Source organism: Tsukamurella sp. M9C, from assembly GCF_020169415.1.
Taxonomy (GTDB): Bacteria; Actinomycetota; Actinomycetes; order Mycobacteriales; family Mycobacteriaceae; genus Tsukamurella.
The window spans coordinates 1-13,178 of record NZ_JAIULG010000053.1 but is presented as its reverse complement, the minus strand read 5'-3'; the positions used below and the strand labels follow the sequence as shown (position 1 = coordinate 13,178).

At 70.4% G+C, this 13,178-nt stretch carries 15 protein-coding genes and 1 pseudogene; 11 read left to right on the top strand and 5 right to left on the bottom strand.

Features of this window, described 5'->3' with window-relative positions; translation table 11 throughout:
- Entirely contained in the window at positions 1–1,974 is a 1,974-nt protein-coding gene (locus tag LB823_RS19920; protein WP_304941296.1) for a ribonuclease J, read from the top strand.
- Between the two features lie 70 nt (positions 1,975–2,044).
- Here the strand turns inward: LB823_RS19920 and LB823_RS19915 are convergent, their stop codons facing one another.
- From LB823_RS19915 to LB823_RS19905, 3 genes are all read right to left on the bottom strand, one after another.
- Complete coding sequence (locus LB823_RS19915) at positions 2,045–2,635, bottom strand: hypothetical protein (protein WP_224650565.1); 591 nt, start codon at positions 2,633–2,635, stop codon at positions 2,045–2,047.
- 71 nt (positions 2,636–2,706) lie between these two features.
- On the bottom strand, positions 2,707–3,291 hold the full coding sequence (locus tag LB823_RS19910; protein WP_224650563.1) for a hypothetical protein: 585 nt from the start codon (positions 3,289–3,291) through the stop codon (positions 2,707–2,709).
- A complete protein-coding gene (locus tag LB823_RS19905; RefSeq protein ID WP_224650561.1) occupies positions 3,291–3,896 on the bottom strand; it encodes a hypothetical protein in 606 nt (201 codons plus the stop codon). The genes LB823_RS19910 and LB823_RS19905 overlap by 1 nt, the downstream gene beginning before the upstream one ends.
- A 99-nt stretch (positions 3,897–3,995) precedes the next feature.
- On the opposite strand from LB823_RS19905, the gene LB823_RS19900 reads away from it, so the two are divergent.
- The 5 genes and pseudogenes from LB823_RS19900 (at position 3,996) to LB823_RS19880 (ending at position 8,896) form a co-directional block, all read left to right on the top strand.
- Positions 3,996–4,613 carry a TIGR03085 family metal-binding protein gene (locus LB823_RS19900; RefSeq protein ID WP_224650558.1) on the top strand — a complete coding sequence of 206 codons (618 nt, stop codon included), beginning with the start codon at positions 3,996–3,998 and terminating at the stop codon, positions 4,611–4,613.
- 74 nt (positions 4,614–4,687) lie between these two features.
- On the top strand, positions 4,688–7,330 hold the full coding sequence (locus LB823_RS19895) for a DNA translocase FtsK (protein WP_224650556.1): 2,643 nt from the start codon (positions 4,688–4,690) through the stop codon (positions 7,328–7,330).
- Between the two features lie 141 nt (positions 7,331–7,471).
- Complete coding sequence (locus LB823_RS19890) at positions 7,472–8,503, top strand: TerC family protein (protein WP_224650554.1); 1,032 nt, start codon at positions 7,472–7,474, stop codon at positions 8,501–8,503.
- Positions 8,504–8,598: 95 nt separating this feature from the next.
- Positions 8,599–8,685, top strand: a pseudogene (locus LB823_RS24195) (hypothetical protein); the annotation flags it as partial.
- Between the two features lie 55 nt (positions 8,686–8,740).
- The gene (locus LB823_RS19880; RefSeq protein ID WP_224650618.1) at positions 8,741–8,896 is read left to right on the top strand and encodes a hypothetical protein; all 156 of its coding nucleotides are present in this window, start codon (positions 8,741–8,743) and stop codon (positions 8,894–8,896) included.
- A 47-nt stretch (positions 8,897–8,943) separates the two neighbouring features.
- Here the strand turns inward: LB823_RS19880 and LB823_RS19875 are convergent, their stop codons facing one another.
- Positions 8,944–9,675 carry a putative protein N(5)-glutamine methyltransferase gene (locus LB823_RS19875; RefSeq protein WP_224650552.1) on the bottom strand — a complete coding sequence of 244 codons (732 nt, stop codon included), beginning with the start codon at positions 9,673–9,675 and terminating at the stop codon, positions 8,944–8,946.
- 206 nt (positions 9,676–9,881) lie between these two features.
- On the opposite strand from LB823_RS19875, the gene LB823_RS19870 reads away from it, so the two are divergent.
- The gene (locus LB823_RS19870) at positions 9,882–10,280 is read left to right on the top strand and encodes a PPOX class F420-dependent oxidoreductase (protein ID WP_224650549.1); all 399 of its coding nucleotides are present in this window, start codon (positions 9,882–9,884) and stop codon (positions 10,278–10,280) included.
- A 34-nt stretch (positions 10,281–10,314) separates the two neighbouring features.
- Here the strand turns inward: LB823_RS19870 and LB823_RS19865 are convergent, their stop codons facing one another.
- Positions 10,315–10,821, bottom strand: a complete 507-nt coding sequence (locus tag LB823_RS19865) for an amino-acid N-acetyltransferase (RefSeq protein WP_224650546.1) — start codon at positions 10,819–10,821, stop codon at positions 10,315–10,317.
- A gap of 57 nt (positions 10,822–10,878) precedes the next feature.
- Here LB823_RS19865 and pgsA point away from each other — a divergent pair, with 57 nt between their 5' ends.
- The 4 genes from pgsA to LB823_RS19845 form a co-directional block, all read left to right on the top strand.
- Positions 10,879–11,457, top strand: coding sequence for a CDP-diacylglycerol--glycerol-3-phosphate 3-phosphatidyltransferase (gene pgsA, locus LB823_RS19860; protein ID WP_224650544.1), 579 nt, complete (start codon positions 10,879–10,881; stop codon positions 11,455–11,457).
- Positions 11,444–11,947 (top strand): CinA family protein, encoded by a 504-nt coding sequence (locus LB823_RS19855; RefSeq protein ID WP_224650541.1) that lies wholly within the window; start codon positions 11,444–11,446, stop codon positions 11,945–11,947. Before pgsA ends, LB823_RS19855 begins: the two co-directional genes overlap by 14 nt.
- Before the next feature lie 28 nt (positions 11,948–11,975).
- On the top strand, positions 11,976–12,251 hold the full coding sequence (locus LB823_RS19850; protein ID WP_146432809.1) for a helix-turn-helix domain-containing protein: 276 nt from the start codon (positions 11,976–11,978) through the stop codon (positions 12,249–12,251).
- A 165-nt stretch (positions 12,252–12,416) separates the two neighbouring features.
- Positions 12,417–13,178: PspA/IM30 family protein (locus LB823_RS19845; protein WP_224650538.1), on the top strand; the 762-nt coding region annotated here is incomplete at its 3' end.

The window sequence follows — 13,178 nt, the reverse complement described above, 5'->3', positions numbered from 1 at the left end:
ATGACCGACGGTGCAGCAGGCGGAGCTCGACGGAGCCGAAAGGCCACCCGACAGGCGGGACCGCCTGCCGAGCCCAAGCCGGTGATCGCCACCTCGGCGGCGCGGGTCGTCGCCGAGGAGAAGGCGACCGCTCCGGCGGCGCAGGCTCCCGCGAAGACGCAGGCCCCGGTGAAGGCGCAGGCTCCGGCCGCGAAGACCGAGGCGCAGCAGCCGCAGAAGTCCACGTCGAAGGGCGGTGGCAACCGTCGCGGCGGTGGGCGGCGCGGCGGTGGGCAGAAGGCACCGTCGGCCGCGGTGGAGCGGCTGGGCGCCCCGCCCAAGCTGCCCAAGGGCGGCATGCGCGTGGTCGCGCTCGGCGGCATCAAGGAGATCGGTCGCAACATGACCGTCTTCGAGTACGACGGCAAGCTGCTCGTCGTCGACTGCGGCGTGCTCTTCCCCGAGGACCAGCAGCCCGGCGTCGACCTGATCCTCCCGGACTTCCGGTACATCGAGGACCGGATCAAGGACGTCGAGGCGATCGTGCTCACGCACGGCCACGAGGATCACATCGGCGCGGTGCCCTTCCTGCTGCGCCTGCGGCCCGACATCCCCGTCGTGGGTGCCAAGTTCACGCTCGCGCTGGTCAAGGCCAAGTGCGACGAGCACCGGCTGCGGCCCAAGCTGATCGAGGTCCGCGAGGGCGAGTCGACCAGCCACGGACCGTTCGAGTGCGAGTACTTCGCCGTGAACCACTCCATCCCCGACGCGATCGCCGTGGCGATCCACGCCGGCGGCCAGGTGGCGCTGCACACCGGCGACATCAAGCTCGACCAGCTGCCGCTCGACGGCCGGCTCACCGACCTCGCGGGCTTCTCGCGGCTCGGCGACGCGGGCGTGGATCTGTTCCTCGTGGACTCCACCAACGCCGAGGTCCCCGGCTTCGTGACCCCCGAACGCGAGATCGGGCCCGTGCTCGACAACGTGATCGGGCGGGCCAAGGGCCGCGTGATCGTGGCGTCCTTCGCCTCGCACGTGCACCGCATCCAGCAGATCGCCGAGGTCGCGATGGCCCACAACCGGCGGATCACCTTCGTCGGCCGGTCGATGGTGCGGAACATGGCGCTCGCGCAGGAGCTCGGCTACATGCACCTGCCCGAGGGCGTCGAGGTGGACCTCGACACCGCCGCCTCACTGCCCGACGACCGCGTCGTGCTCATCTCCACCGGCTCGCAGGGCGAGCCCCTGGCCGCGCTCTCGCGCATGGCCCGCGGCGAGCACCGCAACATCACCATCTCGCCGAACGACCTCGTCGTGCTGGCCAGCTCGCTCATCCCGGGCAACGAGAACTCGGTGTTCGCGGTGGTCAACGGGCTGTCCAAGCTGGGCGCCAAGGTGATCACGCAGCAGAGCGCGAAGGTCCACGTCTCCGGCCACGCCAGCGCCGGCGAGCTGCTGTACCTCTACAACGCGGTGCGCCCGCGCAACGCGATGCCCGTGCACGGCGAGTGGCGCCACCTGCGCGCCAACGCCGCGCTGGCCGAGGCCACCGGCGTGCCGAAGGACCGCATCATGCTCGCCGAGGACGGCGTCGTGGTGGACCTCGTCGGCGGTGTCGCGAAGATCGTCGGGCAGGTGCCCGTCGGCCACGTCTACGTGGACGGCTCGTCCGTCGGCGACGTCGGCGAGTCGACGCTGTCCGACCGCCTCGTCCTCGGCGAGGGCGGCTTCATCGCCATCACCGTCGCGATCGACGAGGAGGGCAACGCCGTCAGCAAGCCCGAGGTCTCCGGCCGTGGCTTCTCCGACGACCCGACCGCGCTCAAGGAGGCGGAGCAGATCGTCGAGGACGTGATCGCCGATCTGGCCGCCGAGGGGGTCAAGGAGGCGCACCGCATCGCGCAGGGCGTTCGACGGGCCGTGGGCCGCTGGGTCGACAAGGCCTACCGTCGCCGGCCGATGATCGTCCCCACCGTCATCGTGGTGGGGGAGTAGCGCACATCTTCTGAAGCGTTCTGCGACGTTTCCGTGGACGGGACGTCGCAGAACGCTTCAAAAGAGGGTGTCAGGGCTGCCGTTCGACCTTCGCGACCTGGGCGCGCAGCGTCTGCCAGAAGATCTCGGAGTCCGCTGCTGCGTCCTTCTTCCCCTCCGCCTCGACGATGACCGTCACGCCGCGGACGTCGACCCACGCCTGCAGCGTGTTCCGGCCGACGGCCATGATGAAGGGCTTGAGCCGCGCGAGGTCGTCGGGTGCGGCGAGGATCGTCGGGCGGTTCGCCGCGGCGACGTCGGAGCGGCAGGCCTCGGTCGCCGCGCCGCGAGCCGCGGTGATCGTCCTGCTGAGCACCGAGGCCTCGAGCTCCGTCGTGCCGTGGACCGCCTCGGCCTCCACGATCTCGGTGCCCTCCATGGAGCGCGCGAGGGCGTTGAGCTTCGTGCCGCACTCCGAATCGGCGGGCGAATCCTCGGGGAGCCCGTCGGGGGAGGTCAGCGTCTCGCGCTCGACCTTGTAACCGGTACTGCCGGCGGGGAACTCGTGCGCGGCGAGGACCGCCTGCTGCGGGACGACCGGGGCGGCGTGCGCGAGAGCGGGTAGGGAGACGATGGTGGCCGCGGCGGCTGCCGCACCTGCGACCCGGCGTCGAACGTTCATGTTCGCTCCTCCGAAGAAGGATCTGCTCGTGGGCCGGATCCTAGCGGAGTGTCCGGTTCGGGGAGCCCGAGTCAGCGACTCCGCTCGACCTTGGCGACCTGAGCGCGAAGGACCTGCCAGAACAGGTCGCGGGGGTCCGCGTCGCTGCTGCTGCTTGTCACGTCGACGGTCACGGTGGCGCCTCGGACGTCGACCCACCCCTGGAAGGACATTCCGCCGTACTGCGTGAGGAACGAGCGGAAGCGGGTCAGGTCCGCGGGAGCGGGCAGGACGACGGAACGGCTGCTCGGCGCCTGCTCGGCATCGCACGCGGCGCTCAGCGCGCTGACCTCGGTGGTGAACGAACGGTCGACTACAGCCGATTCCATGCGGACGGGTCCGCGTGTGACCTTCGCGGTCGACGCGTGTGCACCGTCGATGCGCTTCGCGCCGGCGACGAGGCGTCGATCGCACTCGGTGCGGGTCGGTCCGTTGACGTCGTCCGTGGTCCTGATCGTCTCGTTCTCCACGGAGTACCCGGTCGTTCCGACCGGGAATTCGTGAGCGGCGAGGACGACCTGCGCCGGGACGACCGGGGCGGCGTGCGCGGCCGCAGGCAGGGCGACGGCGGCGAGGGCCGCCACCGTCGACCCGGCGAGGAGGTTGCGCAGGCGCATCAGCGCGCCGTCTCGACCTTCTGGATCTGCGCGCGGAAGACCTGCCAGAAGCGGGCGGTGTTGGCGGGGGTCTCGCTGAGGCCGCCGACGTACACGTCGACGGTGCGGCCGGCGACGTCGGCGACGCCCTCGACGGCCTGGATGCGCTGGCCGTCGCGGTAGGTGAGCACGACGGGGTTGTAGCGCACGAGGTCGCCGGGGACGGGGAGCTCGGCGACGGGGCCGCCGCAGGCCTGGGTCGCGGCGCGCCAGACGGAGGCCTGCGGGGGAGCGACGACCGCGCTGAGCATGAGGGAGTAGCCGTTGCGCGCGGAGGCGCTGAAGCCCTGCGTGCCGGCGGCGGAGCGGTTGACCCGCTCGGTGGCCGCGGTGCAGGCCGGCGACGGGTTGTCGCCCGCGGTCAGCTTGGACGGCGCGGGCTTGCCGGTGCGGTAGTCGTTCGACCCGGCCGGGAACTCGGCCTTGGTGAGCACGAGGTTCGGGCCCACCGGCGCGGCGGAGGCCGCGGGGGCGAGGGCCGTGCCCCCGGCCGCGAGCACCGCGAGGAGGGCGGAGGCCGAGGCGAAGCGCGTGCGGCGGGACGTCGACGTTGAGTTCGCAATCATGCGGTGAAGTATAGGACACTTCGTTTTGATTTCAGTACGAAGTACAGGCGTGCTGGCGTGCGCTGCGGCGCACCGCCGGACGGGTCTAGGGTGACCCGTGTGAAGCCAGCTCGGAGTGAACGCGCCGCCCTCGTCGAGGCGGCCCGCGCCGCCGGACCCGACGCCTCGACGCTCTGCGGCGAGTGGACCGTGCGGGAGTTGCTCGCACACCTCATCCTCCGCGAGGGGCGGCCGGACGCCATGGCGGGCATCCTCGTGCGCCCGCTCGCCGGGTACACCGAGCGGGTGCAGGCGGGAATCGCGGCCCGCCCGTTCGACGATCTGCTCGAGACCGTCGCGGGCGGCCCGCCCCGGCTCTCGCCCCTGCGCCTCGTCGACGAGCAGGTGAATCTCGGCGAGTACTTCGTGCATACCGAGGACATCCGGCGGGCCGCGCCGGGGTGGACGCCGCGGGTGCTCGACAAGCGGGTCGAACGCGGCCTTCACGACGTCGTCGCGCGGATCGCGCGGCTCACGATGCGCGGCGCTCCGCTGCGGGTCAGCCTCACGACCGAGGAGGGCACCGTCGCCACCGCGGGGCGCGGGCCCGACGTCGCGGTGATCGGCGCGATCGGCGAGGTCGCGATGTGGGCCTTCGGCCGCGATGAGGCGCTGGTCACGTTCGAGGGGGCCGACGGAGACATCGATCTGCTCGGCTCGGTGGTCCGTTCGCTCTGACGACCCGCCGCAGGTCCTGCTGTTACATGTGTGGCACTTGATACGGATGGGGTTAATGTCGATAGACTGCCCCCATGGCATCGAAGACCACCACCCGCGCGCGCGGCGCCGCGAACTCCCGCTCCGGGGGCGCACGCACCAGCCGCGCCGCGAGCCCGACGCGCAGCCGACAGGCCGCCCCGCGCACCCGCGGTAAGCAGGGCGCCGCGGCCCCCAAGGCCGCCTCGGGCGCCGGTGGGGGAGTGGCACGCGGCCTCGGCGCCGGGTGGAAGCTGCTGGCCAAGGGCGTCGGGGGCGCCGTGCGCACCGGTCGCCGGTCCGACGACGTCGAACCCGCCACCGCGACCGGCGAGGTCACGCCGCCGAAGCCGACCCACTCGCGCGACGGACTCGCGCTGGCCCTGTTCGCCGTCGCGATCATCCTCGGCGCGGCCGTCTACTTCGACGCCGGCGGGCCCGTGGGCTCGTTCTTCTCGACCGGCGTGCGCGCCGTGGTCGGCTGGTTCGCCGTGCTGGTCCCGCCGCTCGCCATCGCCCTCGGCGTGATCATGATGCGCCGCCCCGACAACCCGTCGGCGCACGTGCGGCACCGCGTCGGCTCCGCCCTCATCGTGCTGCCCTTCCTGGGGCTGCTGCACATCGCGTCCGGCGGACCGTCGAGTTTCGACGACCGCGCCGCCGCCGGCGGTTACCTCGGGTACGTCGTCGGCGGGCCGCTCACCGACGGCTTCACAGCGTGGATCTCCGTGCCGCTGCTGGTCCTGGTCGCTCTGTTCGGCCTGCTCCTGGTCAGCGGTATGACGGTGCGCGAGATCGTCGACCGGCTCAAGTTCTACTTCGGCGTCGACATGAGGGAGCAGTACGGCGACGAGGAGCCGCTCGACGAGGACGATCTCGACTCGCCCTTCGCCGACTTCGACTCGGGGCGCGGCGACACCGCCACGCGTGCGCTCAGGCCCTACGGCGACCCGTACGACAACTACCCGGCCGACCCCGAGCCGCCCAAGCGGAGCCGTCGCCGCAAGGCCGCCGAGGAGGACGAGCCGGCACCGTCGGACCAGGTGACCGCGCCGATCACGCCCGAGCCGGCCCCGTCGGACGAGCCGACCGTCGAGGTGCCGCCGGCGCCGAAGCCGCGTCGCGCCGCCGTGGTGAAGGACCACACGCCGCCGCCCGCGCCGAAGGCGACCGAGTTCACCGTCGCGCGGACCATCGACAGCGAGGACTACATCCTGCCGCCGGCCGACCTGCTCATCGAGGGCGAGCCGGCCAAGGCGGGGACCAGCGCGAACGACGCGATGATCGACGCGATCACCGGCGTCATGGAGCAGTTCAAGATCGACGCCGCCGTCACCGGCTACACCCGCGGCCCGACGGTCACGCGCTACGAGCTCGAGCTCGGCCCCGGCGTGAAGGTCGAGAAGGTCACCCAGCTGCACCGCAACATCTCCTACGCGGTGGCGACGGACAACGTCCGCCTGCTGGCGCCGATCCCCGGCAAATCGGCCGTGGGCATCGAGGTGCCCAACACCGACCGCGAGATGGTGCGCCTGGCCGACGTGCTGGCCGCGGACAACACGCGCAAGGACACGCACCCGCTGGTCATCGGCCTCGGCAAGGACATCGAGGGCGAGATGGTCAACGCCAACCTCGCCAAGATGCCCCACCTGCTGGTCGCCGGTTCGACGGGCTCCGGCAAGTCGAGCTTCGTGAACTCGATGCTCGTCTCGCTGCTCGCGCGCGCCACCCCCGACGAGGTGCGGATGATCCTCATCGACCCCAAGATGGTCGAGCTGACGCCCTACGAGGGCATCCCGCACCTCATCACGCCCATCATCACCGACCCCAAGAAGGCCGCCGCGGCGCTGTCCTGGCTGGTCGAGGAGATGGAGCAGCGGTACAAGGACATGCAGGCCTCGCGCGTGCGCCACATCGACGACTTCAACCGGAAGGTGAAGTCCGGCGAGATCACCACGCCGCTCGGCAGCGAGCGCGTGTACCGGCCGTACCCGTACATCGTCGCCATCGTCGACGAGCTCGCCGACCTCATGATGACCGCGCCGCGCGACGTCGAGGAGGCGATCGTCCGGATCACGCAGAAAGCGCGCGCCGCCGGCATCCACCTGGTGCTCGCCACGCAGCGCCCGTCCGTGGACGTCGTCACCGGCCTGATCAAGACCAACGTGCCCTCCCGTCTGGCCTTCGCGACCAGCTCGCTGACGGACTCGCGGGTCATTCTCGACCAGCCGGGCGCCGAGAAGCTGATCGGCATGGGCGACGCGCTGTTCCTGCCGATGGGCGGCAAGTCGACCCGTATGCAGGGCGCGTTCATCACCGACGAGGAGATCACCTCCGTCGTCGACTTCGTGCGCAACCAGGCCGAGCCGGAGTACGCCAACGGCGTCACCGAGACGAAGGTCGAGAAGAAGGACGTCGACCCCGACATCGGCGACGACCTGGACGTCTTCCTGCAGGCCGTCGAGCTGGTCGTGTCCTCGCAGTTCGGCTCGACCTCGATGCTGCAGCGCAAGCTCCGCGTGGGCTTCGCGAAGGCCGGCCGCCTCATGGACCTCATGGAGACCCGCGACATCGTCGGGCCGTCGGAGGGTTCCAAGGCGCGCGATGTGCTCGTCACGCCCGACGAGCTGCCCGGCCTACTGCTGGTGCTGCGCGGCGGCGGCGATGTCGCTCAGGAAGCGGACGAACCGGACTTCTGATACAGTCCTGCTTGCATGTGTGAGGGGAGTATCCCGCTCGCGGCGTGAACGTCAGCACGGTGGATCGATATCCACCCGGGCACGCCGGACCCGCAGTTCGGGTCGGGAGAGACCTCCGGATCTGTACCGGAGGTGTATGCAATGCAAGTTTCTGCTGTCGTCTGGATCGTCTCGATCCTGGTCGTTCTCGGCCTCTTCGTCTTCGACTTCTTCAGCCATGTGCGCACGCCGCACGAGCCCTCGCTGAAGGAGTCCGGCTTCTGGTCTGCGGTGTACATCGGCATCGCGATCCTCTTCGGCATCGGCGTGTGGGCGGTCTCCGGACCGCAGTACGGCGGTGAGTTCTTCGCCGGCTTCGTCACCGAGAAGGCGCTGTCCGTCGACAACCTCTTCGTGTTCGTCATCATCATGGCGAAGTTCGCGGTTCCCCGGATCTACCAGCAGAAGGTCCTGCTGATCGGCATCGTGATGGCGCTCGTGATGCGCGCCGGCTTCATCGCCGTGGGCGCCGCCGCCATCTCCACCTACTCCTGGGTGTTCTACATCTTCGGCGCGTTCCTGCTGTACACCGCGATCAAGCTGGTCAAGGAGGCGTCGTCGCCCGAGGGGCCCGTCGAGGACGAGAAGGAGCGCGAGGGCCGCGTCGCCGCGCTGTTCAAGAAGATCGTCCCCACCACGGAGACCTACGACGGCGACAAGCTGATCACCAAGGTCGACGGCAAGAAGGTCGCGACCCCGCTGCTGCTGGCGCTGGTGGTCATCGGGTTCACCGACGTGCTGTTCGCGCTCGACTCGATCCCCGCGATCTACGGACTCACCCAGGAGCCCTACCTGGTGTTCATGGCGAACGCCTTCGCGCTGATGGGCCTGCGCCAGCTGTACTTCCTCATCGGTGGCCTGCTCGACCGCCTGGTGTACCTGTCCTACGGCCTGTCGATCGTGCTCGGCTTCATCGGCGTGAAGCTGGTGCTGCACGCGCTGCACGAGAACACGCTGCCCTTCATCAACGGCGGCGAGCACCTCGCGGTGCCGGAGATCTCCACCGGCCTGTCCCTGTCGGTCATCCTGGGCGTCCTGGTGATCACCACCGTCGCCTCGCTGATCAAGTCCAAGCGCGACGGTGCCCGGGAGCAGGCGTCGTCGGACGTGCCTTCGGACTCCGACACGAAGTAGCCCGCGCATTGTGCACCGTCGACCACCCCTGAGGTGGTCAACGGTGCACAGTCGTATCGGCGGAACCTCGTCGGCCTCCCGTGCGTCCAAGGAGTATGGGCGAGTCGAAGGACGTCAGCCGCATCGTGGCCGACAACGACGGGGTGATCACGGTCGCGCAGGCGAAGGCGTGCGGGCTGTCGCCGCGCCAGGTGGACGGGCGGCTGCGCCGCGGCGAGTGGGCGCGACTGGGACGCGGTGCGCTTCCAGGCCGACCACGACAAGCGGAACGCCCTCGCCCGGCTCGGAATGACGGTTCTCGCCTTCACCTGGCACGACGTCGTGACCGCACCGGTGGCGGTGGTGGAGTCGGTGGTCGCGCTGCTCAGCGACCGACGGGCCGCGGTGTCCTGACGCGGAGTTCGTGACGGGGCGCCCGCACGCGGTGGGGGGCGCGGGCGTCAGGTCGGCTTGACGCCGACGGCGACGGTGGCCTGCCGCTCGTCGTCGATCTCGATGTACGTGTCCAGGCCCACGGCGCGCAGCGCGGCCACCGTGTACGTGGCCTGCTGGCGCCCGGTCTCGATGAGCACACGGCCGCCCGGGCGCAGCCAGAGCGGCGCGTCCATAGCGATCCGCCGGTGCAGGGTCAGACCGTCCGGCCCGCCGTCCAGCGCCCGGTGCGGCTCGTTGTCGCGGGCCTCGGGCGGCATCGTCCGGATCGCCGCGGTCGGAACGTACGGCGCGTTCGCCGCGATCACGTCGACGGTTCCGCGCAGCACCCCGGGAAGCGGGCGGAACAGGTCGCCGACGAGGACCGTCGCTTCCGGGGCGTTGCGCGCGGCGTACTCGGCGGCGGTGCGGTCGATGTCCGCGGCGTAGGTCTTCGCGGCGGCGGCGGTCGCCACGATCGGACCGGCGCCGCAGCACAGCTCGACGAGGACGCCGCTGCCGTCGGCGAGCTCGGACAGCAGCTCGGTGCGCCGGCGGGGGACGAAGACGCCGGGGCCGACGATCAACCGGCGGCCGCGGAACTCGACCCAGCCGAGCAGGTGCTCCAACGGTTCGCCCGCGCACCGCCGCCGGACGAGGGCCTCGAGGTCGGGCCCGGACGCCGCCGCGTCCTCCAGCAGTTCGGCCTCGCGTTCGGCGAAGGCGCATCCGGCTGCGCGCAGCTCACCGATCACATTCACCGGTGGAGTCAATCACGGTTGGGCGTGATTCACCACACTCACGACACCCCGGTATGCATTGGTTCACTGTGCGATATCGACGGTCGTGAATCGGTGAAGGTGACGCGTCGGCGGGGCGGCTGAAAATGTGCCGGTGTGGGGCGAATGCCCAGTTCAGGGCGGCCGTGAAGAGGTTCTCGGCGGCACCTTGGCGCTATGCTGACCCCATGACCCTGGGCTCCGAGAAGACCATTTCCGTCGCGACGTTCCGTCGGTCGGGCGAGAAGGTCGCCACTCCGGTGTGGGTGGTCCCCGTCGACGGTGACCGCATCGGCTTCTGGACGTCCTCCACGTCGGGGAAGGCCAAGCGGATCCGCAACAATCCCGCCGTCGAGATCACGCCGTGCAACCAGCGTGGCGCGATCGCCGCCGGCGCGGCGACGACCGCCGGGACGGCGCAGCTGGTCTCGAGCGGGCCGGAGTTCGACGCCGTGCAGGCGGCAGTGAAGGCGAAGTACGGCTTCCAGGTGCCGATGTCGAAGATGTTCAACGCGATCGGCGCGAGGCTCAAGGGCCGGACGCAGCCGTACGGCGACACCGTCGTGGTGATCACGCCGCAGGCCTGACCGGACGCGCGTCGCCCTGGGTGGACCGCGGGCGCTACAGCGTGACGAGCATGCGGGTGTTGCCCAGCGTGTTGGGCTTGACGTACGACAGGTCGAGGAACTCCGCGACACCCTCGTCGTAGCTGCGGCACAACTCGTTGTAGACCTCGGCGCTGACCGGCGTCCCGTCGATCTCCTCGAACCCGTGCCGGCCGAAGAAGGCCGTCTCGAAGGTCAACACGAACACCCGGCTCAGCTCCAACGCGCGCGCCTCGTCGAGCAGGCGGGCGACGATCTTGTGCCCGATGCCGTGGCCCTTCACCGTCGGGTCGACCGCGAGGGTGCGGATCTCGCCCAGGTCCGACCACAGCACGTGCAGCGCGCCGCAGCCCACGGCGACGCCGTCGACCTCGTACACCCAGAACTCCTGTACCGACTCGTACAGGGTGACCAGATTCTTCTCCAGCAGGATCTTGCCCGCGTAGACGTCGATGAGGCGCTTGATCGCGGGGACGTCGGAGGTCCGGGCGCGGCGCAGCACATCGTCGTGGTCGGTGGTCACGGTAGGAAACTGTAGCGCGCAGAGCCGCCGATTCCGCGTACCGATAGGCTGATCGGCGTGAGTGCAACGGACGGCGTGCAGCCCGCGAGCACACCTGTCTCGAACGTCAACGTCGCGAACGGGTTGACGGTGCTCCGGATCGTACTCGTCCCCGTCTTCCTCGCGGCCCTGTTCGTCGACGGCGGGCACTCGACGACCTGGCGCTGGATCGCCTTCGCGGTCTTCGCCGCCGCGATGTTCACCGACCGGGTCGACGGCCAGATCGCGCGCCGCTACGGACTCATCACCGATTTCGGCAAGCTCATGGATCCCATCGCCGACAAGGCGCTCACCGGCGCCGCCTTCGTCGGCCTGTCCGTGCTCGGCGAGCTCCCGTGGTGGGTCACCCTGATCGTCCTCGCCCGCGAGTTCGGCATCACCGCCTTCCGGTTCGCCGTCATCCGCGACGGCGTGATCCCCGCGAGCCGCGGCGGCAAGCTCAAGACCCTGCTGCAGACCATCGCCATCGGGCTGTACCTCATGCCGCTGCCGGCGTGGATGGACGTGCCCAGCCAGGTCGCCATGGGCGCGGCCGTGATCGTCACCGTCGCGACCGGCGTCGACTACCTGCTGAGCTGGTGGCGTGGCCGCAAGTGACGCCGCCCGCCTGGTAGCCGCCCTCGCCGAGCGCGGCGAGACGGTCGCGTCGGCCGAGTCGCTCACCGCCGGCCTCTTCGCCGCCACCGTCGCCGACGTTCCCGGCGCCAGCGCCGTGCTGCGCGGCGGCCTCATCGTCTACGCCACCGACCTCAAGGCGAGTCTGGCCGGCGTCCCGTCGGGCGAGTTGGAGCGCAACGGACCCGTCCATCCCGGGACCGCGCGCGCCCTCGCCGACGGTGCGCGGACGCGCTGCGGGGCGGATTGGGGCGTCGGGCTCACCGGCGTCGCCGGCCCCACCGAACAGGACGGGGTGCCCGTCGGCACCGTCCACCTGGGGATATCCGGCCCGTCGGGCACGTCCGTCACAACCCTGCAGCTCGACGGTGACCGGGCGAACGTCCGCCGGGGGACCGTCGAGGCGGCCCTGCGGGAGCTCACCGCGCGGGTTTCGGCGAATCGGGAACCTTCCGGGCCCGCCCCGCGTTGACTGGACAGTAACCAAGACGGAGGTGAGCATGGCTCTACTGCTTCGCGAGGCGATCGGCGAGAACCTGCGCAAGACCCGGGTGCGTCAGAGTCGCACGCTGCGAGACGTTTCCTCGGCGGCACAGGTCAGCCTCGGCTACCTGTCGGAGGTCGAGCGCGGCCAGAAGGAGGCGTCCAGCGAGCTGCTGGCCGCGATCTGCGGCGCGCTTGCCATCGACGTGGCCGACGTGGTGGCCCAGGCCAGCGTATCGATGCGCCCGATCCCCACCATGGTGATCCCGGCGCCCGCGCTCGCCGCCGCCTGACCCTGAGACGACCGGTCCGCGGGTTCGGGGATTTCCCCCGAACCCGCGACCAGGGCGGCGCAACAGGGTCGTTTGCCGATAGATTGATAAGCACGAGTCCGGCGGTCGCCGGACGGCCGAACGTGGGTTCGGCGATGGACGTATCGAGGCGGAGGAGAACTGACGATGGCTAACCCGTTCGTCAAGGGGTGGAACTACCTGATGGCGCTGTTCAACTCGAAGATCGACGAGAACGCCGATCCGAAGGTGCAGATCCAGCAGGCGATCGAAGACGCGCAGCGCCAGCACCAGGCGCTCTCGCAGCAGGCCGCGGCCGTCATCGGCAACCAGCGTCAGCTCGAGATGAAGCTGAACCGTCAGCTCGCCGAGGTCGAGAAGCTGTCGGCGAACACCCGTCAGGCCGTGCAGCTCGCCGACCAGGCGACCGCCGCCGGTGACGTCGCCAAGGCCACCGAGTACACCAACGCCGCCGAGGCCTTCGCCGCGCAGCTGGTGACCGCCGAGCAGAGCGTCGAGGACCTGAAGGGGCTGCACGACCAGTCGCTGCAGGCCGCCGGCCAGGCCAAACGCGCCGTCGAGCAGAACGCCATGCAGCTGCAGCAGAAGCTCGCCGAGCGCACCAAGCTGCTCAGCCAGCTGGAGCAGGCGAAGATGCAGGAGCAGGTCTCCGCGTCGCTCAACCAGATGGGTCAGCTCGCGGCCCCGGGCAACACCCCCAACCTCGACGAGGTCCGCGAGAAGATCGAGCGCCGCTACGCCAACGCCCTCGGCTCCACCGAGCTGGCGCAGAACTCGGTGCAGGGACGCATGATGGAGGTCCAGAACGCCACCGTGCAGATGGCCGGCCATTCGCGGCTCGAGCAGATCCGCGCGTCGATGCAGGCCAGCGGCCAGATCAAGGGTGCCCCCGCGGCCCCGCAGGCGGCC

Excerpts from the sequence above, each read along its gene's own strand:
- LB823_RS19920 (WP_304941296.1), top strand. The coding sequence starts at position 1 with ATGACCGACGGTGCAGCAGGCGGAGCTCGACGGAGCCGAAAGGCCACC.
- LB823_RS19915 (WP_224650565.1), bottom strand. The coding sequence starts at position 2,635 with ATGAACGTTCGACGCCGGGTCGCAGGTGCGGCAGCCGCCGCGGCCACC.
- LB823_RS19910 (WP_224650563.1), bottom strand. The coding sequence starts at position 3,291 with ATGCGCCTGCGCAACCTCCTCGCCGGGTCGACGGTGGCGGCCCTCGCC.
- LB823_RS19905 (WP_224650561.1), bottom strand. The coding sequence starts at position 3,896 with ATGATTGCGAACTCAACGTCGACGTCCCGCCGCACGCGCTTCGCCTCG.
- LB823_RS19895 (WP_224650556.1), top strand. The coding sequence starts at position 4,688 with ATGGCATCGAAGACCACCACCCGCGCGCGCGGCGCCGCGAACTCCCGC.
- LB823_RS19890 (WP_224650554.1), top strand. The coding sequence starts at position 7,472 with ATGCAAGTTTCTGCTGTCGTCTGGATCGTCTCGATCCTGGTCGTTCTC.
- LB823_RS19870 (WP_224650549.1), top strand. The coding sequence starts at position 9,882 with ATGACCCTGGGCTCCGAGAAGACCATTTCCGTCGCGACGTTCCGTCGG.
- LB823_RS19850 (WP_146432809.1), top strand. The coding sequence starts at position 11,976 with ATGGCTCTACTGCTTCGCGAGGCGATCGGCGAGAACCTGCGCAAGACC.